We start from the raw sequence: 21,359 nt of genomic DNA on the forward strand, positions 1-21,359 counted from the left end.
CCGCCCCTCCCTCCCCCACCCGCCTCATCCGCACGCGGAAAGCCGTTTGTCCACAGGGGGGTTATCCACAGGGCTGCCGGAAATGAGGCAGAAGCGGAAGACTTGGGGAGCAACGCGCGATTCACGCGTGGCGCTCGTGCAAGGAGGGGGATCACATGCCGGGCTCACTGGCCGTGCTGCGGGACAGCCACCGGACGGAGATCGAGCGGCTGCTGACGCGAGCCGTCGAGGAGGAGGTGCGGCGCTCCGGCGGCCGCACGGACGGCGGGGTGCTGCTCAGCCGCGCGCGGGGCTCGCTGGACGAGATGGCGGCGACCGCCGCCGAGGAGTACGGCGCGTATGTGCGCGCGCTGGACGAGGCGGCGGCGGGCAGCAGACCGCTCTCGGCGATGCTGGGGCGCGAGCGGCTGTCGACCCCGGCGCTGACCGCGGGCGTGGCGGCGGCCGCCGCCATCGGCGCGGACCTCACCTTCGGCACCTCGGCGGGCACGGCGCTGGGCGCGGGCGTGACCGCGGCGGTGGCGGGGTCGGCCGCGGCCGTCCTCAAGCTCACCGCGGCGCACTGGCCCGCCGCCCACCGCCAGGCGGCGCTGCGCAACCAGCCGGGCGGGCCCGAGCAGTTGCGGCTCCAGTGGCTGACTGCGGTCGAGGTGCGGGGCATCCGGCCGTTCATCGACCAGCACCGGATGACGTCGGCCGCCACCCGCCAGAGCGGCGCCCGCGCCAAGCGCTCCTCGTCCACCTCCGGCGTGCAGGCGCCGCGGCTGCGGGGCGCGGACCGCAGCCAGGCGGCCCGCAGGCGCACCGTACTGGAGCAGTCCTTCGGCCATCTCCCCCAGGCGGACGGCCCGTTCGCGGGGCGCCGCGCGCAGACCGGTCAGATCGCCCAGTGGGTGCACCAGGCGCGGGCCAGCGCCGAGACCAAGCCGACGGTGGTGCTGCTGGACGGCCCGCCGGGCTCGGGCCGCAGCACGCTGGCCGTGCGGGCGGCCCATGAGCTGCGCGACCAGTTCCGGGGCGCGTGCCTGGTGGATCTGCGCGGGGACAGCCCCGAGCAGGCCCCGCTGTCGACCCGTGACGCGCTGCTGCATCTGCTCAACCGGCTCGGCGCGCCCCGCGACCAGCTGCTCTTCCGGGAGCGGGCGAGCCAGGACCAGCACCTCAAGCGGCTCACCGAGCTGTACCACCAGCATCTGACCGGGCTGCCCGTCACGATCGTGCTGGACGACGCGAGCGACGCCGAGCAGGTGTGCACGCTGGTCCCGGAGCGGTCCGACAGCCTGATCCTGGTCACCTCGCGCACCCCGCTCGACCTGCCGCCGGACCTCGCCGCATGGGTGCACCGGCTGGAGGTCGGCCCGCTGGACCAGTCGGGCGCCGAGGAGCTGCTGCGGGTCTCCGCGGAGAACCCGGCCGGGCCCGGCCCGTACGACGGGCAGTCCGTGGAGCGGATCGCCGAGCTGTGCGGGCGGCTGCCGCTGGCGCTGCGCATCGCGGGCTCCTCCCTCGGCCCCCGCACCCCCGCCGTCCTCGCCACCGACCTCGAGGCGTACGGGCCGGTCGGCCCGGTCGAGCGCACCCTGTGGCTGCGGTACACGGACCAGAAGGAGGACGCCCGGCGGCTGCTGCGGCGCCTCGCGCTGGCCGGGCGGGCGAGCCTGGGCGCGGCGGCGGCCGCGGCGCTGCTGGGCGCCGACCAGGAGGAGGCGGCCCGCCATCTGGACGCGCTGGGCCGGGCCGGGCTGATCCAGCATGTGCGCGGCAGCCGCTACCGGCTGCACGACCTGGTGCGCTCGTTCGCCGCCGCCCGGCTGGCGGACGAGGAGGAGCCCGAGCAGCGCACCGCCGCCCAGGAGCGGCTGATCCGCAGCTATGCCGAGCTGGCGGACTCGGTGATCCGGCTGGTCGACGGCAAGACGTCCACGCGTGCCGATGTCTTCACCAAGGGCGCGGCGGGCGGCCACGGCTTCACCTCGCTGGACGCGGCGCTGGGCTGGCTGGACGACGAGTCGAGCTTCATCACTGCTGCGCTGCGCCATGCGGAGGGCGTGGACCAGTCCGCGGTGCTGCATCTGCTGGGCGCGCTGTGCGACTACTGCCTGCTGCGCGGCGACCTGTACCGGCTGGGCGAGATCAGCGAGCTGACCCAGGCCGTCGACCAGGGGCTGCTGGTGCGGTCCGTGCAGTGGCGCACCGGTATCGCCGCGCGTCAGCTGGGCGAGCTGGACCAGGCGCGTACGACGCTGTCGTCGGTGGTCGACCTGTACTTCGAGGCCCAGCACGAGGCGGGCGCGGCCCGTGCGCTGTGCAGCCTGGGCATCACCCTGCACCACCAGGGGAATCTGGTGGAGGCCGCGGCGAAGCTGCGCGAGGCGCTGGCCCTCCAGGAGTCCGACGACGCGCTGCGCGGTGACCGCGGGTGGACGATGCACGCGCTGGCCGCCGTGGAGCGGGACCGCGGGCAGCTCGCCGAGGCACTGGAGCTGCTGCGGCAGGCGCTGGTGCTGCACGAGGAGTCCGAGAGCCTGCACGGTCAGGCGTGGGCGCACTTCCAGCTCGGCCAGGCGTGTCTGCGGATGGGCGATGTGGGGCGCGCGGAGGCCGAGCTGCGGGAGGCGCTGGGCGCGTATGACCGCACCCACGACCAGCGCGGTGAGGCGTGGGCGCTGACCATGCTGGCCCGCACCCGGCTGGTGGCCGGGGAGCCGTCGGCGTCCGTGGAGCAGCTGCGCCAGGCCCTGTCCCGGCACCGGGACAACGAGGACGCGCGCGGTGAGGCGTGGACGCTGTACTACCTGGGCCAGGCGCTGGAGGAGCGCGGCGACCGGGACGCGGCGGTACGGGATCTGGAGCGGGCCCGCACAATGTTCAGCCGGATGCGGGATGTGTACGGGCTGGCCTGTGCCCGGCATCACTCGGCGCGGGTCACCCGTGATCTGCGGGCGGCGCAGACCGGCTCCCTGCGCAACAGCGGCTTCGCGCGGCAGCTGTTGCAGGACGCCCGGCAGGACTTCCACCGGGTGGGGGTGGCCCATGGCGAGGCGTGGTCGTGCGTCGAGCTGGCGGTGATCGACGCGGGGAACGGCCGGGCGGCGCAGGCGCTGGAGCTGGTCGACGAGGCGGCCGCGCTGTTCGCCGGGTACGGGGACCGGCGCGGCGGGTCCTGGGCCCGGTTCCTGCGTTGCACGCTGCTGCCGTTCGCCTCGGCGGGCGGCTCGGTCATCGGCACGGCGGTGGCGCAGGAGGAGCTGGCGGAGCTGCGGAGGGAGCTGCGCGAGCCGGGCGGGGCCGCGGCGGGCGGCGATCCCCGGCTGGAGGAGTGCGCGGAGGCGTTCGCGCTGGTGCTGGAGCGCGGCGTGGAGCCGGAAACGGGATGGCAGGCCTGGCAGCTCGGCATGGTGCCGAGCCGCCGCTCCCGCGAGGTCATGGCCGTGGCTCTGGACGGCCCCCGCGCCTGAGCCCGTGCGGGCCCGGCCCGAGCCCGTGCCGGACCCGGGAAAGGAGGTGCCTCTGCGCCGTGCGCTCCCCGGTTACGCCGTGCGCTCCCCGGTTACGCCGTGCGCTCCCCGTTGGCGCCCTTCGGGGAGGCGGTGGCCCGGGCCTCACCGGGCTCCGGCTCCTCCTCGAAGTCCACCTTGTTCATGTGCTTGTTCATGGACCTCATCAGGAGCCACACCGCGCCGCCGATCAGTGCGAAGACGACGAACCCGAGCAGGCCGGGGGTCACCTTGTTCTCGTCCAGATCTTTGGCGAGCGGGACGAGATGCGTCATGGCGAGGGTGCTGGTCGCGCTCATCATGGGGTCAATTGTTGCGGATGCCCGCGAAGAGGTCGTCCTCGGGGAGGGAGGTATCCACGAGCGACTTCGCGAGCTCGTATTCTTCCGTCGGCCAGATCTCCTTCTGGACGTCCATGGGCACCCGGAACCAGCCGCCGTCGGGGTCGATCTGCGTGCGGTGCGCGGTCAGCGCCTTGTCACGGATCTCGAAGAAGTCGGCGCAGGGCACATAGGTGGTCAGGGTGCGCTCGCGCCGGGAGAACGTCTTCCAGCGCTCCAGCCACTCCGCGTACGGCGACTCCAGCCCGCGCGCGAGCAGCCCCTCGTGCAGGGCGACGGTGCGCGGCCGGTTGAAGCCCTGGTTGTAGTAGAGCTTCTGCGGCTGCCAGGCCGGGCCCGCCTCGGGGTACTTCTCGGGGTCCCCGGCCGCCTCGAAGGCCACCATCGTGATCTTGTGGGTCATGATGTGGTCGGGGTGCGGATAGCCGCCGTTCTCGTCATAGGTGGTGATGACCTGCGGCTTGAAGGAGCGGATCAGCTTGACGAGCGCGCCCGCCGCCTCGTCCACGTCCTGGAGCGCGAAGCAGCCCTCGGGCAGCGGGGGCAGCGGGTCGCCCTCGGGCAGCCCGGAGTCCACGAAGCCCAGCCACTCCTGCTTCACACCGAGGATCTCGCGCGCCTCGTCCATCTCCTTGGCGCGCACCTCGTGGATGTGCTCCTCGATGTACGGATCCCCCTGGAGCTTGGGGTTGAGGATGGACCCGCGCTCACCGCCTGTGCAGGTCGCGACCAGCACGTCCACCCCCTCGGACACGTACTTGGCCATCGTGGCCGCGCCCTTGCTCGACTCGTCGTCCGGGTGCGCGTGCACGGCCATCAAACGCAGCTGCTCAGTCAAGTTCGATCCTCAGTGATTCGTCGCGGAAGACGGCTTCTATAGTGACCCACAGCGGGCCCGAATAATTCCGGGTCTCCCGAGCAGGAGGAAGCGATCATGTCGGCGGTGCGCCAGGCGTTGCCCGAGGGGCGCTACGGCCGCTCCGCGGATGAGCGGGCCGACCGCAAGCTGAAGATCATCGGTTCGGTGCTGGGTGCCGGTCTGATCGCGTTGATCGCCTGGTTCGGGTACGCGTACGTCATCGAGCAGGACGTCAGCGGTCAGCTGACCGGTTTCAAGGTGACCGCGAACGACACCGTCGAGGCCCGGCTCGAGATCACCAAGGACAAGGACTCCACCGCCGTCTGCACGGTGCGCACCCTGGACACCACCCATGACGAGGTCGGCCGGAAGAGCTTCACCTTCGGCCAGCGCCAGGACGACATGGTCAAGATCGTGACGGTGCGTACCACCGCGCGTGCGACCAGTGCCGAGCTGGTCGGCTGCGAAGCGGCCGCGAAGAGCTGAACCGGGCACCGGACCGGGCGCTGGAGCGGCACCGGATCGGGCACGTCCGGACTGGCCGGGTTTGCCCCGGTTCATGCGCATGGAGCTGAGTTCCCTCCTCCCCGTTTCCTGTCGGAATTGTTAGGCTCGTGGTTTCGCCCGGCTTTGAAGGCGCACCCTTCTGAGTAGGGCGTTCATTTGTATTCCCAGCACCGACGAGGAGCACCTGTGACCCAGACCAGCGAGAACGTCACCTGGCTGACCCAGGAGGCGTACGACCAGCTCAAGGCGGAGCTGGAGTACCTGTCGGGTCCGGCACGTATCGAGATCGCGAAGAAGATCGAGGCTGCCCGGGAGGAAGGTGACCTCCGGGAGAACGGCGGTTACCACGCCGCCAAGGAGGAACAGGGCAAGCAGGAGCTGCGCGTGCGTCAGCTGACGCAGCTCCTGGAGCACGCGAAGGTCGGTGAGGCACCCGCGGACACCGGCGTGGTCGCCCCCGGCATGGTCGTCACCATCGCCTTCGACGGCGACCCGGACGACACCCTGACCTTCCTCCTCGCCTCACGTGAGTACGCGAGCGCGGACATCGAGACCTACTCGCCGCAGTCCCCGCTGGGCACGGGCGTCAACGGCAAGAAGGTCGGCCAGGACGCCGAGTACGAGCTTCCCAACGGCCGTACGGCATCGGTGCGCATCCTGGATGCCAAGCCCTACCAGGGCTGAAACGCCCTCCCGAACGCCCACACGACGCTCGGCGAGCCCCCGACCGGACACGGTCGGGGGCTCGCCGCATGACGCGCCCCGGACCGGTCCTCAGGCGGTCGCCGAGCGGTACTTCCGGACCGACAGCGTCCGGAACACCACGATGATCGCAACCGACCACAGCACCGACGCCAGCACCGGATGCTGCATCGGCCAGGCGTCCGAGACCACGCCCTGCGGATTGCCGAACAGCTCCCGGCACGCCTGCACCGTGGCGCTGAACGGGTTCCAGTCCGCGATGTGCCCCAGGAACTCGGGCATCTTGCTGGACGGCACGAACGCGTTCGAGATGAAGGTCAGCGGGAACAGCCAGATCAGCCCGCCGGACGTCGCAGCCTCCGGCGTCCGCACCGTCAGCCCGATCAGCGCGCCGATCCACGAGAACGCGTAACCGAGCAGAAGCAGCAGCCCGAAGGCGCCCAGCGCGCTCAGGATGCCGTCGTGCACCCGCCAGCCCACGATGAGCGCGACGATCGCCAGCACCACCAGCGTCAGCGCCGTCTGCACCAGATCCGCGAGGGTACGGCCGGTGAGCACAGCGCCGCGCGCCATCGGCAGGGAGCGGAACCGGTCGATCAGCCCCTTGTGCATGTCGTCGGCGATCCCCGCGCCCGCGCCCGCCGTCGCGAAGGTGACGGTCTGCGCGAAGATCCCGCCCATCAGGAACTCGCGATAGACATCGGCGTCCGCACTGGCCTGCCCCGGCACCATGATCGCGCCGCCGAACACATAACTGAACAGCACCACGAACATAATGGGCTGAATCAGGCCAAAAATGACTACCTCAGGAATCCGCATCATCCGGATCAGATTCCGCTGGGCGACCACCAGCGAGTCCCGGACCCCCGCGAGCGGTCCGCCGCGCGGCCGGGGGGCGGTGGCGACGGTGGCGCCGGACTCCTCGACAACAGCCATCACTTGCCTCCCTCGCGAGCGCCGCCGCTCTCCGCGCCGTTCACCGTGTCGCCGCCGTCGGCGCCGTCCTCGGCGCCATGGCCGGTGAGCGAGATGAACACGTCGTCGAGCGTCGGGCGGCGCAGCCCGATGTCGTCGATCTCCACGCCACGGGTGTCCAGTTCGCGGATGACCTCGGCGAGCAGCTTGGCCCCGCCGACGACCGGCACGGTGACCTTGCGGGTGTGCTCCTGCACCGCGGTCTCGCCCTTGCCCAGCACCCGCAGCACCTGCTCGGTGATCGCGATGTGCTCGCGCTCGTGCACCACGACCTCCACCCGCTCCCCGCCGATGCGGGCCTTGAGCTGGTCGGAGGTGCCGCGGGCGATGACCTTGCCACGGTCGATCACGCAGATGTCATGGGCCAGATGGTCGGCCTCCTCCAGGTACTGGGTGGTCAGCAGCAGCGTCGTACCGCCCGCCACCAGTTCCTGGATGACCTCCCACAGCGCCTGCCGGTTGCGCGGATCGAGCCCCGTCGTCGGCTCGTCCATGAACATCACGGGCGGGCTGACGACCAGGGCGGCGGCGAGGTCGAGGCGGCGGCGCATGCCGCCGGAGTACGTCTTGGCGGTGCGGTCGGCCGCGTCCGCCAGGCGGAACCGCTCCAGCAGCTCATCCGCGCGGGCCTTCGCCTCGCGCGCGCCCATCTGGTACAGCTGTCCGACCATCCGGAGGTTCTCCCGGCCCGTCAGATACTCGTCGACGGCGGCGAACTGCCCGGACAGGCCGATGGACCGGCGGACCTCGTTGGGGTACTTGAGCACATCCACCCCCGCGACCACCGCCGATCCGCTGTCCGGGCGCAGCAGCGTGGTGAGCACGCGCACCGCGGTGGTCTTGCCCGCGCCGTTCGGGCCGAGCAGTCCGAGCACGGTTCCGTCCGGCACGTCGAGGTCGACGCCGTCCAGAGCTCTTACGTCACCGAAGGTCTTCACCAGGCCCTCGGCATGGATCGCGCCTGGCATGTGGCACTCCCAGAGTTGGGTGTTCCCGGGTTGGGACGCGTCCCCTCAATAAAGGCATATGTCCGCCCACAAGGGCAGCGTCGCGACAGCAAGTGAAGAGAATCGTAACGTAGACGCGATACATCGCGACATACGTGAATCAGCGGAATCGGCGAATCGGGTGACGCGAACCGTCAGACCATCACGGTGTAACCGGCCCCGTGCAGCGCCTCCCGGACCTCGGCGCAGTGCTCCGGCCCCTTCGTCTCCAGCTGGAGTTCCACCTCGGCCTCGCTGAGCGCCAGCCGCGGATTGATGCGCACGTGGCTGATGTCGAGCACATTGGCGTCCACCGCCGACAGCTCCGCCAGCAGCGTCGCCAGCGCCCCCGGCCGGTCGGTGAGCCGCAGCCGCAGCGACAGGTAGCGGCCCGCCGCGGCCATGCCGTGCCGCAGGATGCGCTGCATCAGCAGCGGGTCCACATTGCCGCCCGAGAGCACCGACACCACCGGCCCCTCGAAGGACCCCGGGTCCGACAGCACCGCCGCCACCGAACTCGCCCCCGCGGGCTCCACCACCAGCTTCGCCCGCTCCAGGCACAGCAGCAGCGCGCTGGACAGCTCGTCCTCGGTGACCGTACGGACCTCGTCGACGAGCGCGCCGATGATCCCGAACGGAACGTCGCCCGGCCGCCCCACCTTGATGCCGTCCGCCATCGTCACCGGCGCCTCGACCGACACCGGCCGCCCGGCCGCCAGTGACGGCGGATACGCCGCGGCGCCCGCCGCCTGCACGCCCACCACCCGCACATCCGGCCGCAGCGCCTTCACCGCCACCGCGATCCCGGCCGCGAGGCCGCCCCCGCCGATGCCCACCACGATCGTGCCCACCTCGGGGCACTGCTCCAGGATCTCCAGACCCACCGTGCCCTGACCCGCGATGATGTCCGGGTGGTCGAACGGATGGATGAAGACCGCGCCCGTCCGCTCCGCGTAACGCTGCGCCGCCCGCATCGTCTCGTCCACGATCTGGCCCTCGAGGCGGACCTCCGCGCCGTAGTCCCGCGTCGCCGCGATCTTCGGCAGCGGCGCGCCCTCGGGCATGAAGACGGTCGAGCGCACCCCCAGCAGCGAGGCCGCGAGCGCGACGCCCTGCGCATGGTTCCCCGCGCTCGCCGCGACCACCCCCGCGGCCCGCTCCTCGGGCGTGAGCCGCGCGATCCGCACATAGGCGCCGCGCAGCTTGAACGACCCCGTACGCTGCAAGTTCTCGCACTTCAGCTGCACCGGGGCGCCGACCAGACCGGTCAGATGGCGGCTGCCCTCCAGCGCGGTCAGCCGGGCGACCCCCGAGAGCGTCTTCTGCGCCTCGCGCACATCGTCCACGGTGATCGCGAGTGGGGCGGACGGTACGGGCGGGACGGACGGTGCGGAGCGCGCGGGACGCGGGGCGGGGCCGGGCCCGTCCGCTCCGCCGGGTCGTGGTGCCATGGCCCCAGTCTCGCAGCTCACCCGGATCACGGCCGTTCCGGGGCGATGGGCGGGGCGACCGGGGTGTGGCCGGTTGTGGGCAGGTTTCCGCAGCCCCCGTACGGCCAGCGCCCGGGCCGCGTACTCTGTGCCACATCCCACAGACCACCGCATGAAGTGAGCCCTAGGCCATGCCCATCCAATCGGACATGACGACTCAACTCGACACAGGCGTACTGGAGTCACTCCAGCACCAGGTCGCGGTCTTCGCCCGGCGCGCGGAGCAGACCCGGCTCGGCGGCGTCGGACAGGCCCGCAACTCGATGGACCGCGCCGCCTATCTGCTGCTCAACCGGCTCGACCAGGAAGGTCCCATGGGGGTCAAGGCCCTCGCCGGGGGCATGGGCATCGACTCGTCCACCGTGACCCGGCAGGTCGCCCCGCTGGTCGACTCCGGCCTGGTCAAGCGCACCTCGCACCCCGAGGACGGCCGTGCCGTCGTCCTCCAGCTCTCCCCGCGCGGCAAGGCCCGGCTGGAGGAGGTGCGCTCCTCGCGGCGCGAGCTGATGGCGCAGGTCACGGACGGCTGGACGGTGGAGGAGCGCGATCTGTTCTGCGATCTGCTCACCCGCTTCAACGTCGCCCTGTCCGCCGCGCACGGCGCGGTGCCGCAGGCGGCGGCACCGGCCTCCTGACGACCTGCCGCCCGAACCCTTGACCGGGCGCCCGTGCCTGCCGTGTCCTTGAGGGACGAAGGCGGAGGGCGGCGCGGTGCGAGAGCGGCGGGCAGCACGGGAGAGCCGCCGGGCCCGGGAATTCGAGGCATTCGTCGCGGGCGCGGGTGGCAGGTTGTTGCACGCGGCCACATTGCTCACGGGGAACCGACGGGGGCGGCCGAGGCCCGCACCGACGCCGCGCAGCAGCTGCTGACCGCCGCGCTCGCGCGCACCTACGCCCGCTGGGAGCGGTTGCGCGGCGAAGATCCGTACGACCGCACCCGCCAGGAGCTGGCCGCCCTCTTCGCCCACCGGGCCCGCCGCTACCGGCGCCCGCGCGGCGGCGTGCTGGACCGGCTCACCCCGCGCGAGCGGCTGGTGCTGGTGCTGCGGCTGTACGAGGGGGTCGCGGAGGAGCAGGCGGCGGCCACGCTCGGGCTGCCGGTCGAGCGCGTACGGGCCATCTGCACGCGCGCGGTGACGCTGATGCGCGCCGCCCCGCCCCGTACCGGCGCGCGGGCCGCCCCCGCGCGCCCCGGCGCTTCCGGCACCACCGGCGGTTCCGATACCTCCGGCGCTTCCGGCACCCCCGGCCCGCCCCCGGTGGCGGCGCGATGAGCTTCCCCGACCGCAAGGAGGACCAGGTCCGGCGGATGCTGGAAGGGCCGCACCCGGTGCTGCCGCCGGATCTGGCCGGGCGGGCCGCCGGGCGCGGGCGGCGGCTGCTGCGCCGCCGCCGGGCGGCGCGGACCGTCGGCTGGGCGGTGCTGCTCGCCGCGGTCCTCGCGTTCGCCGTGTGGGCGGCGGTCGTCCACCCGTGGGCGGGGCCGCCCACCGACACCACCCCTCCGCTGGAGGGGTGGTGACCACGGGGACGGGGCTCAGGCGAGGGCCTGGGTGAGATCCCCCAGCAGGTCGTCGATGGACTCGATGCCCACCGACAGCCGTACGAGATCCGCCGGGACCTCCAGCGCCGAACCGGCCGCCGAGGCGTGGGTCATCCGCCCCGGGTGCTCGATCAGCGACTCGACGCCGCCCAGCGACTCGCCGAGCGTGAACAGCCGGGCCCGGTTGCAGACCTCGACCGCCGCCTCCTCGCCGCCGGTGACCCGGAACGACACCATGCCGCCGAAGGCGCGCATCTGCTTGGCGGCGATCTCGTGGCCCGCGTGCTCGGGCAGCCCCGGGTAGAAGACCTCGGTCACCTTGGGGTGGGCGGTGAGCAGTTCCGCGACGCGCGTCGCGTTCGCGCTGTGCCGGTCCATCCGTACGCCGAGCGTCTTGATGCCGCGCAGCACCAGCCAGGAGTCGAAGGGAGCGGCGACGGCGCCCATCGCGTTCTGGTGGAAGGCGAGTTCGTCGCCGAGGGCCGGGTCGGAGACGATCAGCGCGCCGCCGACGACGTCCGAGTGGCCGCCCATGTACTTGGTGGTGGAGTGCACCACGACGTCCGCGCCGAGTGCCAGCGGCTGCTGGAGGTAGGGGCTCGCGAAGGTGTTGTCCACGACCAGCCGGGCCCCGGCGTTACGCGCGATGTCGGCGAGGACGGCGATGTCGGTGATGCCCAGCAGCGGGTTGCTCGGCGTCTCGACCCAGATCACCTTCGTACGGGGGCGCAGCGCGGCCCGTACCGCCGCCGGGTCGGAGGTGTCGGCGACCGACCACTCCACGCCCCAGCGCTCGACGACCTTGGAGAACAGGCGGAACGTGCCGCCGTACGCGTCGTCCGGGATGACCACGTGGTCGCCCGGCACCAGCAGCGTACGCAGCAGGCAGTCCTCGGCGGCGAGGCCGGAGGCGAACGCGAGCCCGCGGCGGCCGCCCTCCAGGGCCGCCAGGTTCTCCTCCAGCGCGGTGCGGGTGGGGTTGGCGGAGCGGCTGTACTCATAGCCGCCGCGCAGGCCCCCCACCCCGTCCTGCTTGTAGGTGGAGACCTGGTAGATCGGCGGAACGACGGCGCCGGTGAGCGGGTCCGCCTCCTGGCCCGCGTGGATGGCGAGCGTCTCGAAGCTGTGGGGGTGCTGGTCGGTCATGGGCCCGAGCGTAACGCGCGACGCCGCGGTCCAGGATTCAACCGCCGCCGGGACGCATAGGCTGGACCACAAGCCGTCACGGGACTTCACACGGGGACACCTCATGGAGCTTCTGATCTTCCTCATCGCCGTCGTCATGATCGGCGGGCTGATCGTGCTGCCCGCGCTGCGGCGGAGGCGCGGGGGCCGCGAGACCTTGCGGGGCGCGATGCGCGCCACGGACCCGGGCGAGTACGGCTTCGTACCGCGCGAACAGCTCGACGTACGGCTGCCGGGCCCGGACCCGCAGCTCATCGAGGCGCTGGAGGAGGTCCAGTCGAGCCAGGACTGGCAGCCCGCCTCCCGGCTGCTCGCGCTCACCGAAGCGACCTCCGAACTGCGCTGGCAGCGCGTCCAGACCCTCGCCGGAGCCGCCGCCTTCGCCCTCGCCCAGGCCCCCGGCCAGGGCGGGATGTGGCTGCGCACCTGGCGCGCCGCCGCCCCCGAGGACCCGGGCGCGGCCGCCGTGCAGGCGGAGTTCCTGGTCCGGCAGGCGCTGCGCGACCCGTCGTCACAGGACTTCCGGATGATCCTGGAGGAGGCCAGGGACGTCTGCCACGAGGCGGCCCGGCTGGCCCCGGAGGACCCCGTTCCGTACATCGTCGAACTCGGCGTCGCCCGCGGACTCCCCTACCGGCAGGCCGACTTCGAGGAGCTGTGGACGAAGGTCACCGACCGCGCCCCGCACCACATGGGCGCCCACCTCGCCGCCCTCCACTACTGGTGCGAGAAGTGGCACGGCTCCCAGGACCGCGCCGACACCTTCACCCACGCCGCCGCCGCGGCGGCCCCCGCCAAGAGCCTCCTCCCCGCCCTCCCCCTCTTCGGCGTCTTCGAGCACCTGCCGGAGGCCAACCTCGTCCGCAGCCTCTACCAGAGCGACGTGATCACCAAGGCGGTCGAGGGCGCCCTGTACGCCGTCCGCCAGGCCCCGGCCGACCACCCGGTCCTCCCCCACGTCCGCCACCTGCTGATCTGGTTCCTGGTCCGCTCCGAGCGGTACGCGGACGCCATGGAGCAGCTGCGCCACGTGGACGGCCACGTGGGCGCGGTGCCCTGGTCGTACGGGGCGGACCCGGCGGCCGACTACGCCGTCTACCGGGCGCTGGCCGTCGCGGGCTGGGAAGGCCGGGGCGGCTCCCCGGCGACCCTGCCGAAGTGAGGGGCGCCGCGGAATTCGCCGCCGCCCGCGCCCGTTGTACGGAACAGCCGCCGTACCGCCTGAAGGAGCCCTGATGCTGTTCAGCCGCCGCGAAAACCACCTCCCCACCCCCGAGGAGGCACTGAAGGGCCGCCCCCAACCGGGCTACACCGTCCCCGACCGCCACACCGTCCTCGGCACCCCCCTCACCGGCCCGTACCCGCAGGGCCTGGCCGTCGCCGACTTCGGTCTCGGCTGCTTCTGGGGCGCGGAGCGCGTCTTCTGGCAGGCCCCCGGCGTCTGGACCACCCTGGTCGGCTACCAGGGCGGCCACACCGAGAACCCCACCTACGAGGAGGTGTGCAGCGGCCTCACCGCCCACACCGAGGCCGTCCGCGTCGTCTTCGACCCCGCGGTCACCTCGTACGGCGCCCTCCTGAAGCTCTTCTGGGAGTCCCACGACCCCACCCAGCACTTCCGCCAGGGCAACGACGTCGGCACCCAGTACCGCTCGGCCGTCTACACCCACTCCCCCGAGCAGCAGTCCGAAGCCGAGTCCTCCCGCGCCGCCTACCAGTCCGTCCTGACCGGCTCCGGCTACGGCGAGATCGCCACCGAAATCCTCCCCGCCGGCCCCTTCTACCCGGCCGAGCCGTACCACCAGCAGTACCTGGACAAGAACCCCGCAGGCTACTGCGGCATCGGCGGGACCGGCGTGAGCTGCCCCGTCGGGATCATTGGGACTGAGCGGGGCGAAGACGCCTGAGGGGCGCCGCAGGAACTGGACGGGCCGCTCCCCTGGCGGATCGAAGCGCGCAAAAGGCGCATGATTCGGGCACGCTCGCAGAAGGAACGGGGCCAACTGTGCGGCGGTCGGCCCCGTTCCGGCAAGGTGAGCTACTTGGGGCTGCTCTGCTTGTGGACCACCGCGAGGTAGCCCTGGCCGTCCTGGAAGCTGTGCAGGTGCTGGCGGATAATGGAGCTGATGCGGTCCGAGGGCTGTGCGTCGGGGTCCTGGTTGACGTTGAATATCCACTGGGACACCGGATCCCAGTTGTTGACCAGTGCCACGTTCGTGTCGTTCATCGTGGTCGGCCGGCCGTAGTGCAAGGCGTTGGTGATGTCGGATGCGATGGGCCGGATGCGGGCGGCTTCGGCGGTCGCGGTGATGACGGTGATCAGGCTGCGCGCCAGTTCGCTCCGGGTGGGGGCGCCGGCCGTCGGGTTGGGGGCGCCGAGCCGGTTCATCCGGTAGCGGCCGTCGGCGTTGTCCAGGTCGGAGAAGGCGCGCCAGAGGCTGGGGCGTCCGTATTCGATGTTGCGGCGGTTGGGGTTGCCGGGGTTGCCGGGGTCGCGGTAGGCCACGGTTTGCTCCAGCCCGTCGTAGCCGCCGGGCAGTCCGGTGTGCACGACGTGGCGGGGGTTCCAGCCCAGGCTGGGCCCGATGTGGCCGTCCCCGAATTCGAAGAGCGTGCCCTGCTCCGGGTCGTCGCCATTGTTGTAGGTGGCCCAGGCGTGCAGGTAGAGGTTCTCGGCGGTGAAGAAGAGATCGACGGGCTGGCTCCCGTCCCGGTAGACCCGCAGGCGGATCAGATCGTCGTTGTCCGGCTGGGTGGTGCGTACGTAGTTGCGGAAGACGGGCCCGGTCTCCTGACGCAGTCCGTCGATCGCCTGCTGGTAGCTGCTGGCGAACTGGACGTTGCCCTGGGCCCCGTCGCCCTGCGGCGAGATCGAGAGCGACACGTGGTGCACGCGGGGAAGGTTCTGCGCGGGCGGCCGGTTCTGCCCGGGCCTATGGCGGTGCCCATGTCCGTGCCCGGGCCGCCGGGCAGCGCTGCGCGCCGTCAACTCCCCACCCGCGCCCTTGCCTTCGCTGCCGGCCGCCTTGTCTGCGGTCTTCGGCCCCGCACTGTGGGCGGCGGCCTGCTGCGCACCGTCGGGAGACGAGTGGTGCGCGCCGCTGGCAACCGCCGCGACTCCCACGGCAAGCGCGGCAGCCGGAGCCACCCCCCACAGAACGGCGCGTCGGAGAGAGCGTCGTTGAATGATCATGTCCACTCAGACCCCCTCGCACAGCTGGGCAGTTGCGCGCCATGTGCCCCTGATACGTGCCTGTTACAGTCATCGGCCGTCCGACAGTCAACGGCACCATCATCGAGACCGACACCGACTCCTACCGCTTCGCCTCCAACCGGGCACGAGCCGAGGAACCCGCGCAGGCCCGGCCAACCGCTGCCACCAGCAGTACCTGGCCCCGGCGGACGGCTGACGCCGGAGGTCGAGGGTCGGCTGCGGCGAATGGCGAGGTCGGCGGAGCGGTGCGACCATGGGAGCACGTCTGTCGGCCGTTAGGCCTGGATGTGCGGTCGCTGTTCCTCCCCGGAGGGAGCTGCCATGGCCAAGAATCTGGTCCTCTGCTGTGACGGCACGTGGGACCTTGCCGACCAGCCCAACAAGACGAACGTCACCAAGGTCGCCCTGGCCGTCCGACCGCGGGCGGACGGCGTTGAGCAGCGCGTGTACTACGGTCGCGGTGTCGGCACACGCCGGTGGGATCGCCTGCGCGGCGGCGCGTTCGGCATGGGGTTGTCCAGCAACGTCCTGGACGCCTACCGCTTCCTCGTCGACGCCTACGAGCCCGGTGACCATCTGTACCTGTTCGGATTCAGCCGGGGGGCCTTCACCGCCCGCAGCCTCGCCGGTCTGGTGCGCAACTCCGGCATCCTGCGCCGGGAGAACGCCCACCGGATCAAGGAGGCGTGGGCCCTGTACCGCGACCGGATCGAGAAGCCGTCCGGCACGGCCGCCACCCTGTTCCGCCAGGCGTACGCGTACGAGACGGAGATCCGCTTCATCGGAGTGTGGGACACGGTCGGTACCCTCGGCATCCCGGTTCCGGGTCCCCGGTTGCTCAAGCCGGTCGTGGCCTCGGTCAACCGCCGGTGGGGATTCCACGACACCGAACTGAGCAGCTGGGTGAAGGCCGCCTTCCACGCACTGGCCATCGACGAGCAGCGCACACCGTTCATCCCGACGCTGTGGCACCAGCAACCCGGCGCCGCCGACAACGGCCAAGAAGTGAAGCAGGTGTGGTTCGCCGGAGTGCACAGCGATGTCGGCGGCGGCTACAGCGAGACGGCCCTGTCCGACATCACCCTGCTGTGGATGGTCCACCAGGCTCGCCGCCACGGGCTGGAGTTCGACCCCGAGGTCCTCAGCGAGACCAAGCCGCGCGCCATGGGCTTCCAGGTACGGCCCGACATCATGGGCACGATGCACGACTCACGCACCGGCCTCTACCTCATGGACCGACCGTGGCACCGGCCCATCGGCCAGGCCGCGGACACGTCGGGTCGTGCCGACGGGTGCGAGTACCTCTCGGAATCCGCTCGCGTACGCCACGACGAGGACGCGTCCTACCGACCGCCCGAGCTCGACCGCTGTCTCGCTGAGGGACGAGTACGCCTCGAACCGGTGCCCCGGACCGCTCCCGACTCGCATCGAGCGCCTGCCGGACCGATGTGACGCGTCACATCACGCGACGGCGGTCCCCTCAAGCTCGACCATCTGGCCGGGGATCGCCAGCCGTGTCACCCCGAGCATCGTGGTGGTCGGTGCCACCCCGGCGGCGCCCAACCGCGACGCCAGCACGCCGTAGTGCGGGAACAGCAGATCGACGTCGGTGGTGTAGACGTTGAGCCGGACGAGGTTCGCGAGGGACATGTCGGCCTCGCCGAGCACCGCCTCCAGGTTGTCGAGACTCAGCGCCAACTGTGCGGCCATGTCACCTTCATGCTGTGGCTTGCCGTCGCCGCTCATCGCGGTCTGTCCGGAGCAGTACAGGGTCCGGGTGTGCCCGGAGACGATCTCACCCTGGTTGAACCCCATCTCCACCGACCACGTCACCGGGTTGACTGCCGTACGTTCCACTGCCACATCAGCTCCGTTCGATTCATTGGATGTCCGTACGTCCCTCGGCGCGGTAGCCGCCATCGTCGACGTCGGTGCTCACGAGCCTCGCAACAAATCACGACATCCTTGGTCATGTATTCGATAAGGTTCTCGTATGCGCGCCGATCGGCTGGTCTCGCTGGTGCTGCTGCTGCGTCAGCGCGGTCGGCTGACCGCGGACACGCTGGCCCGCGAGTTGGAGGTCTCCACCCGTACCGTGCTGCGCGACATCGAAGCGCTCTCCGCAGCCGGCGTCCCGGTCTACGCCGAACGCGGCCGACACGGCGGGTTCGCGTTGATGCCCGGTTTCCGGACCGAGCTCACAGGGCTGAACCTCGATGAGGCCCTTGCCTTGCTGACCGTCGGATCGGGGCGCGGCGAGCAGGTATTCGGCCTCGGCTCGGCGCTCGCTTCGGCCATGCGCAAGGCGGTTGACGCGCTGCCCGAATGTCATCGGGCCGCCGCAAGCGACGCGGCCCAGCGATTTCTCGTCGAGCCGGACACCGACCTGCTCTCACGCCGGCTGGTCACTGAGGAGGTGCCCGACACGACAATGATCGAGATCCGGCGCGCGGTGCTCGCGGGACACAAACTGCGCATCCACTACGCGGCCACGGACCAGACACCACAGTGGCGCGCGGTGGACCCGATCGGCCTGGTCACCGTACGCGACCGGGGCTACTTGCTAGCCACGAGATCTGGCGCGGACCGCACCTACCGGCTGTCGCGGGTGTTGGCCGCCGAGGAACTCCCCGAACCGGCACAGCGACCAGACCGGGTTGATCTGGACCGGGTCTGGCGGGAACGCTGCGCGCAGTTTCTGTCCAGCGACCATATCGCCGTGCTGATACGGGTGAACCCGGAGCGGCGGGAGGATCTGCTGAGCACCGCGGTAGCCGTCCGCGCCACAGAACCCGACGCAGACGGCTGGCTGCGGCTGGAAGTGACGTTCCAAGATTTACGACACGCCGAGTGGGCGCTGTGGCAGCTCAGCACGGACGCGGAAGCCTTGACCCCGGCGTCGTTGCGCACCTCCCTGCGCAACCGCGCCGCCGCCCTTGCCACCCGCTACCGAGACGCATCCTGAGAGTTGGTCAGGGCGCGCATCGAAAGTAGATCTTCACCCGTACTCGGCCTCCCGCCGCGGTGAACGCCACTGGTGCTGGGCACCCGCTGATTCACCGCGCAAATATCCGGTCGAAAGGACTGAACGCCGTCGCTAACGTATGCCAGATGAAAATTCGGGCGTTCGAGGAGCGTGACTGGCCGCAAGTCTGGCCGATCATCGAGGAGATCGTCCGCAAGGCGGACACCTTCTGCTACGACCCCCTCCAGACCGAGGTGCAGGCGCACGACATGTGGGTGGTCCCGCCGCCGGGACATGTCGTGGTGGCCGTCGAGGGCCAACGCGTGCTCGGCACCTCGAACATGTACCCCAACCGGCCCGGCCCCGGCTCCCACATCGCCAGCGGCAACTTCATGGTGGTGTCCGAGGCGCGCGGCCGAGGTGTCGGTCAAGCGCTGGGCGAGTATCTGCTCAACTGGGCCTCGACCTCCGGCTTCGCCGGTGTGCAGTTCAACGCCGTCGCGGCTTCGAACACGCCTGCTGTCCGGCTGTACGAGCGCCTCGGGTTCACCATCATCGGGACCGTCCCGGGCGCGTTTCGCCATCCGGCGCTGGGTCCGGTCGGGCTGCACGTCATGTATCACAGCTTGGGCACCTGACCCACTGCGGTCAGCCAGTCGGATGACCGCCACCGGACGTTGGAGGAGTCACCGTGAGCAGGGGTTCCCACACCTCACGGACGGTCCCCGAGGAGCACCGAGTCGATCCGGCGTACGTCGAGGCGGGCGCCGCCATCGCGCTTGGCCAGGCCGTCTACGACCGCCGTACGGCCCTGGGCATCAGCCAAGCCCTGCTCGCCGAGCGAACCGGCCTGACCGTGGACGAGATCGACCGCCTCGAAGGCGGCGGCATCGCCCCCGCCCTCCCACTCCTGCGCGCCTTGGCCAAGGCACTGGATGCCGCGCTGGACGTGTCGATCGACACGGAAGAGACCCGTGTCTCGTTTGTGCCGCACGCCGCTTGACCTGCTCACCCGTGCAAGGCCGACGGTTGTGTGGACTGCCTGTCGTTCAGATCAGCAAGGCGTCAAGCGGCCATCCTCAGCCCCTGTGGGGCAACATCCGGCCATGTACACCCCAGAAACGCATGACGGTGACCATCGAGCGGGATCTTCCACTTCATGAGTACTCGGGGGACAGCTGCGCTCGGTGGACTTGGACAGTGGTGGGGCGTGTTGGCCGGAGCGTTGTTGATCGCTGCATGGATCAACAACGCTGCCGGACCGGCAGTCGTTGTCGCCCTCTCCGCTGCCACGGCGGCGTGGTGCTTCTTTCAAGCACCCGTCACCTGTGGCGCTCCAGTACGGGGGCGCGCGGATGGCTGTCGCAACAACGCATCGGGGCTGCTGCTGGGCTGTCACATCCGGCAGCACCGATGGGAGAAGCTCAAGATGCTCATCGTTCGCCGACGCCTCCGGGAATTCTGCTCAGGACTGTTCACGGACGGCAAGGCGACCATCGTCACGCTGGCCGGTGTAGGCAGCTTCCTGTCTGGCCTCGTCGCTCTCATCCCGGGCGTCGCTCGCTGATGTTCGGGCGATGTGGTCCGGTCCGCACTCGATAGGCTGCTCCCAGGGAATCTCGCCCCTAGGAGCAACAATGACCACCTCCGCCGCCGGGCAGCCACTCATCCCTCAGCCGCTCGCTACCGTCATGGCCCTCCGCCAGGCCGTCGCGCAGATCACCCCCGCCGCTCTGCCTGCCTTCACCCGGGAGCTGGATCAGGCCGCCGACCAGTCCCGCCAGGCTTCCGACCTTTCCCCGCTCCAGCGGTTCATCGCCCAGTGGGCCGTCTACGTCCACATTCAGCGGCAGCCGAGCCTTGCGAAGAAGTTCCGTCATTGGGAAGACCTCGCGGAGACCGGTGATGCAGCGCAGGCCCGACGCGCCGCGTCCGCCCTGGGCAAGATCCTGGACGATACGCACGCCGCGCTCGGCCTCGCGCCGCGGTAAGTGCCGAGAGCTGACACCTGCTCTTCTCGAAGGCGATGCGCTGAACGGGGGCGTTGATCGTCACGCTCACACCTCGTGCCGGTCGCCCGGCCCTGGGTACGGTCCTGACGATGTCAACTGCACGCTGCTGTGCGTCTGGGCGGTGCGCGGGTCGTCGCGATCGGAGAGGGTGGGTGCGGGCATGCCGTCTGGCAGTGCGCCGGGGACAGCGGAAGGGTTCACGTCGGCGGGAGCTGCCCAGGTGATGGCTGCTGCATGCCGACGAGTGCGACTCGAGAGTGCAGGCGCGAAGCTGATCCGCTTCGGCGAGAACGCGCTCTTCCGACTGGCATTGCGCCCCGTGATCGTGCGGGTGGCCCGGACAGCGGACTATCTGCCCTCCGTGCGGAACGAGGTCGAGGTGTCGCGCTGGCTGGCGCGGGAAGGGTTTCCTGCCGCACGTGTCGTGGAGGATCTGGAACAGCCACTGGTCGTGGATGACTGCCCGGTGACCTTCTGGCACTTAATTCAGGAGTCGGAACGCAAGGCAACCTACGGCGAGTTGGGTGCGGTTCTTCGTGAACTCCACTCGTTGCGCCCGCCGATGCATCTCAGCCTTCCCAGATTCGACGCCTTCGGCCGCTCCGATCTGCGCATCGAAAAGGTACCCGGCATCCCGGATGATGACCGTACGTTCCTGCGCAAGAGGAGCACGGAATTGCGTGAGCGGCTTGCCGGTCTCCATTTTGAGCTACCCAGAGGGCCCGTACATGGAGACGCACACGGGGACAATCTCATGGTCGACCAGAACGGGAACGCCGTCCTGATCGACTTCGAGAACTTCTGCTGCGATCATCCGGAATGGGATCTGATGGTCACAGCGACAGAGTACGACAGCATGGGCTGGGCAAGTGACGCTGATTACGGGGCCTTTGTCGAGGCGTACGGCTGGGATCTACGACAGTGGCCAGGGTTTGCGACCCTGCGAGCGATCCAAGAGTTCAAGATGACCACATGGCTCATGCAGAATGTCAACGAAAACACGGACGTGGCAGAGGAGTACGCTCGGCGTATCGCTTCCCTGCGCGACGACGACGCTCCCCGTGATTGGCAGCCGGGCTGACG

The 21,359-nt window shown here is 70.7% G+C and carries 22 protein-coding genes and 1 pseudogene; 15 read left to right on the forward strand and 8 right to left on the reverse strand.

Features of this window, described 5'->3' with window-relative positions; all coding sequences use genetic code 11:
• Positions 1-155 precede the first annotated feature (155 nt).
• Positions 156-3,458, forward strand: coding sequence for a tetratricopeptide repeat protein (locus tag ACH4TL_RS03905; RefSeq protein WP_398312607.1), 3,303 nt, complete (start codon positions 156-158; stop codon positions 3,456-3,458).
• 92 nt (positions 3,459-3,550) lie between these two features.
• Here ACH4TL_RS03905 and ACH4TL_RS03910 read toward each other — a convergent pair whose 3' ends face one another.
• Together ACH4TL_RS03910 and mca are read right to left on the reverse strand one after the other, a co-directional pair.
• On the reverse strand, positions 3,551-3,796 hold the full coding sequence (locus ACH4TL_RS03910; RefSeq protein ID WP_398313687.1) for a hypothetical protein: 246 nt from the start codon (positions 3,794-3,796) through the stop codon (positions 3,551-3,553).
• A 7-nt stretch (positions 3,797-3,803) separates the two neighbouring features.
• Positions 3,804-4,676, reverse strand: a complete 873-nt coding sequence (mca, locus tag ACH4TL_RS03915; RefSeq protein ID WP_398312604.1) for a mycothiol conjugate amidase Mca — start codon at positions 4,674-4,676, stop codon at positions 3,804-3,806.
• A 96-nt stretch (positions 4,677-4,772) separates the two neighbouring features.
• Here mca and ACH4TL_RS03920 point away from each other — a divergent pair, with 96 nt between their 5' ends.
• Both ACH4TL_RS03920 and greA read left to right on the forward strand, forming a co-directional pair.
• Positions 4,773-5,183: a DUF4307 domain-containing protein gene (locus ACH4TL_RS03920; RefSeq protein ID WP_398312602.1), complete on the forward strand. Its 411-nt coding sequence runs from the start codon at positions 4,773-4,775 to the stop codon at positions 5,181-5,183.
• Between the two features lie 207 nt (positions 5,184-5,390).
• The gene (gene greA, locus ACH4TL_RS03925; RefSeq protein ID WP_398312599.1) at positions 5,391-5,888 is read left to right on the forward strand and encodes a transcription elongation factor GreA; all 498 of its coding nucleotides are present in this window, start codon (positions 5,391-5,393) and stop codon (positions 5,886-5,888) included.
• A 90-nt stretch (positions 5,889-5,978) separates the two neighbouring features.
• Here greA and ACH4TL_RS03930 read toward each other — a convergent pair whose 3' ends face one another.
• The 3 genes from ACH4TL_RS03930 to ilvA all read right to left on the reverse strand — a co-directional run bounded on the left by ACH4TL_RS03930 (position 5,979) and on the right by ilvA (position 9,318).
• Complete coding sequence (locus ACH4TL_RS03930; protein ID WP_398312596.1) at positions 5,979-6,842, reverse strand: ABC transporter permease; 864 nt, start codon at positions 6,840-6,842, stop codon at positions 5,979-5,981.
• A complete protein-coding gene (locus ACH4TL_RS03935; protein WP_398312593.1) occupies positions 6,842-7,849 on the reverse strand; it encodes an ATP-binding cassette domain-containing protein in 1,008 nt (335 codons plus the stop codon). The genes ACH4TL_RS03930 and ACH4TL_RS03935 overlap by 1 nt, the downstream gene beginning before the upstream one ends.
• A gap of 173 nt (positions 7,850-8,022) precedes the next feature.
• On the reverse strand, positions 8,023-9,318 hold the full coding sequence (ilvA, locus tag ACH4TL_RS03940; RefSeq protein WP_398312590.1) for a threonine ammonia-lyase: 1,296 nt from the start codon (positions 9,316-9,318) through the stop codon (positions 8,023-8,025).
• A gap of 170 nt (positions 9,319-9,488) precedes the next feature.
• Here ilvA and ACH4TL_RS03945 point away from each other — a divergent pair, with 170 nt between their 5' ends.
• The 3 genes and pseudogenes from ACH4TL_RS03945 to ACH4TL_RS03955 all read left to right on the forward strand — a co-directional run bounded on the left by ACH4TL_RS03945 (position 9,489) and on the right by ACH4TL_RS03955 (position 10,879).
• A complete protein-coding gene (locus ACH4TL_RS03945; RefSeq protein ID WP_398312587.1) occupies positions 9,489-9,992 on the forward strand; it encodes a MarR family winged helix-turn-helix transcriptional regulator in 504 nt (167 codons plus the stop codon).
• Between the two features lie 76 nt (positions 9,993-10,068).
• A pseudogene (locus ACH4TL_RS03950) lies at positions 10,069-10,631 on the forward strand (sigma factor-like helix-turn-helix DNA-binding protein).
• Positions 10,628-10,879, forward strand: a complete 252-nt coding sequence (locus ACH4TL_RS03955) for a hypothetical protein (protein WP_398312584.1) — start codon at positions 10,628-10,630, stop codon at positions 10,877-10,879. Before ACH4TL_RS03950 ends, ACH4TL_RS03955 begins: the two are co-directional and overlap by 4 nt.
• A gap of 15 nt (positions 10,880-10,894) precedes the next feature.
• Here ACH4TL_RS03955 and ACH4TL_RS03960 read toward each other — a convergent pair whose 3' ends face one another.
• Complete coding sequence (locus tag ACH4TL_RS03960; RefSeq protein WP_398312581.1) at positions 10,895-12,046, reverse strand: cystathionine gamma-synthase; 1,152 nt, start codon at positions 12,044-12,046, stop codon at positions 10,895-10,897.
• 103 nt (positions 12,047-12,149) lie between these two features.
• Here ACH4TL_RS03960 and ACH4TL_RS03965 point away from each other — a divergent pair, with 103 nt between their 5' ends.
• Positions 12,150-13,247, forward strand: coding sequence for a hypothetical protein (locus ACH4TL_RS03965; RefSeq protein WP_398312578.1), 1,098 nt, complete (start codon positions 12,150-12,152; stop codon positions 13,245-13,247).
• 73 nt (positions 13,248-13,320) lie between these two features.
• A complete protein-coding gene (msrA, locus tag ACH4TL_RS03970) occupies positions 13,321-13,992 on the forward strand; it encodes a peptide-methionine (S)-S-oxide reductase MsrA (RefSeq protein WP_398312575.1) in 672 nt (223 codons plus the stop codon).
• Between the two features lie 131 nt (positions 13,993-14,123).
• On the opposite strand, the gene ACH4TL_RS03975 is transcribed toward msrA, so the two are convergent.
• On the reverse strand, positions 14,124-14,978 hold the full coding sequence (locus ACH4TL_RS03975) for a ribosome-inactivating family protein (protein ID WP_398312572.1): 855 nt from the start codon (positions 14,976-14,978) through the stop codon (positions 14,124-14,126).
• Positions 14,979-15,620: 642 nt separating this feature from the next.
• On the opposite strand from ACH4TL_RS03975, the gene ACH4TL_RS03980 reads away from it, so the two are divergent.
• A complete protein-coding gene (locus tag ACH4TL_RS03980) occupies positions 15,621-16,751 on the forward strand; it encodes a DUF2235 domain-containing protein (RefSeq protein WP_398312568.1) in 1,131 nt (376 codons plus the stop codon).
• Positions 16,752-16,760: 9 nt separating this feature from the next.
• Here the strand turns inward: ACH4TL_RS03980 and ACH4TL_RS03985 are convergent, their stop codons facing one another.
• Positions 16,761-17,156: a RidA family protein gene (locus ACH4TL_RS03985; protein WP_398312565.1), complete on the reverse strand. Its 396-nt coding sequence runs from the start codon at positions 17,154-17,156 to the stop codon at positions 16,761-16,763.
• Between the two features lie 136 nt (positions 17,157-17,292).
• Here ACH4TL_RS03985 and ACH4TL_RS03990 point away from each other — a divergent pair, with 136 nt between their 5' ends.
• From ACH4TL_RS03990 to ACH4TL_RS04015, 6 genes are all read left to right on the forward strand, one after another.
• Positions 17,293-18,264, forward strand: coding sequence for a helix-turn-helix transcriptional regulator (locus ACH4TL_RS03990; protein WP_398312562.1), 972 nt, complete (start codon positions 17,293-17,295; stop codon positions 18,262-18,264).
• 146 nt (positions 18,265-18,410) lie between these two features.
• A complete protein-coding gene (locus ACH4TL_RS03995) occupies positions 18,411-18,902 on the forward strand; it encodes a GNAT family N-acetyltransferase (RefSeq protein WP_398312559.1) in 492 nt (163 codons plus the stop codon).
• A gap of 53 nt (positions 18,903-18,955) precedes the next feature.
• Positions 18,956-19,267 carry a helix-turn-helix domain-containing protein gene (locus ACH4TL_RS04000; RefSeq protein WP_398312556.1) on the forward strand — a complete coding sequence of 104 codons (312 nt, stop codon included), beginning with the start codon at positions 18,956-18,958 and terminating at the stop codon, positions 19,265-19,267.
• A gap of 207 nt (positions 19,268-19,474) precedes the next feature.
• Positions 19,475-19,831 (forward strand): hypothetical protein, encoded by a 357-nt coding sequence (locus ACH4TL_RS04005; protein ID WP_398312553.1) that lies wholly within the window; start codon positions 19,475-19,477, stop codon positions 19,829-19,831.
• A 70-nt stretch (positions 19,832-19,901) separates the two neighbouring features.
• Positions 19,902-20,255 carry a DUF6247 family protein gene (locus tag ACH4TL_RS04010; RefSeq protein ID WP_398312550.1) on the forward strand — a complete coding sequence of 118 codons (354 nt, stop codon included), beginning with the start codon at positions 19,902-19,904 and terminating at the stop codon, positions 20,253-20,255.
• Between the two features lie 181 nt (positions 20,256-20,436).
• Positions 20,437-21,357 carry a phosphotransferase enzyme family protein gene (locus ACH4TL_RS04015; RefSeq protein ID WP_398312547.1) on the forward strand — a complete coding sequence of 307 codons (921 nt, stop codon included), beginning with the start codon at positions 20,437-20,439 and terminating at the stop codon, positions 21,355-21,357.
• Positions 21,358-21,359: the final 2 nt, after the last annotated feature.

The organism is Streptomyces sp. NPDC021115 (assembly GCF_044333065.1).
In the GTDB taxonomy this organism is placed as follows: domain Bacteria; phylum Actinomycetota; class Actinomycetes; order Streptomycetales; family Streptomycetaceae; genus Streptomyces.

What these genes read in the sequence shown, in the direction of transcription:
- ACH4TL_RS03980 (WP_398312568.1), top strand. Translation starts at nt 15,621, where the DNA reads ATGGCCAAGAATCTGGTCCTCTGCTGTGACGGCACGTGGGACCTTGCC.
- ACH4TL_RS04010 (WP_398312550.1), top strand. Translation starts at nt 19,902, where the DNA reads ATGACCACCTCCGCCGCCGGGCAGCCACTCATCCCTCAGCCGCTCGCT.
- ACH4TL_RS03930 (WP_398312596.1), bottom strand. Translation starts at nt 6,842, where the DNA reads ATGGCTGTTGTCGAGGAGTCCGGCGCCACCGTCGCCACCGCCCCCCGG.
- ACH4TL_RS04015 (WP_398312547.1), top strand. Translation starts at nt 20,437, where the DNA reads ATGCCGTCTGGCAGTGCGCCGGGGACAGCGGAAGGGTTCACGTCGGCG.
- ACH4TL_RS03905 (WP_398312607.1), top strand. Translation starts at nt 156, where the DNA reads ATGCCGGGCTCACTGGCCGTGCTGCGGGACAGCCACCGGACGGAGATC.
- ACH4TL_RS03945 (WP_398312587.1), top strand. Translation starts at nt 9,489, where the DNA reads ATGCCCATCCAATCGGACATGACGACTCAACTCGACACAGGCGTACTG.
- ACH4TL_RS03955 (WP_398312584.1), top strand. Translation starts at nt 10,628, where the DNA reads ATGAGCTTCCCCGACCGCAAGGAGGACCAGGTCCGGCGGATGCTGGAA.
- ilvA (WP_398312590.1), bottom strand. Translation starts at nt 9,318, where the DNA reads ATGGCACCACGACCCGGCGGAGCGGACGGGCCCGGCCCCGCCCCGCGT.
- ACH4TL_RS03990 (WP_398312562.1), top strand. Translation starts at nt 17,293, where the DNA reads ATGCGCGCCGATCGGCTGGTCTCGCTGGTGCTGCTGCTGCGTCAGCGC.
- ACH4TL_RS03920 (WP_398312602.1), top strand. Translation starts at nt 4,773, where the DNA reads ATGTCGGCGGTGCGCCAGGCGTTGCCCGAGGGGCGCTACGGCCGCTCC.
- ACH4TL_RS03995 (WP_398312559.1), top strand. Translation starts at nt 18,411, where the DNA reads ATGAAAATTCGGGCGTTCGAGGAGCGTGACTGGCCGCAAGTCTGGCCG.
- msrA (WP_398312575.1), top strand. Translation starts at nt 13,321, where the DNA reads ATGCTGTTCAGCCGCCGCGAAAACCACCTCCCCACCCCCGAGGAGGCA.
- ACH4TL_RS03910 (WP_398313687.1), bottom strand. Translation starts at nt 3,796, where the DNA reads ATGAGCGCGACCAGCACCCTCGCCATGACGCATCTCGTCCCGCTCGCC.
- ACH4TL_RS03935 (WP_398312593.1), bottom strand. Translation starts at nt 7,849, where the DNA reads ATGCCAGGCGCGATCCATGCCGAGGGCCTGGTGAAGACCTTCGGTGAC.
- ACH4TL_RS03965 (WP_398312578.1), top strand. Translation starts at nt 12,150, where the DNA reads ATGGAGCTTCTGATCTTCCTCATCGCCGTCGTCATGATCGGCGGGCTG.
- ACH4TL_RS03960 (WP_398312581.1), bottom strand. Translation starts at nt 12,046, where the DNA reads ATGACCGACCAGCACCCCCACAGCTTCGAGACGCTCGCCATCCACGCG.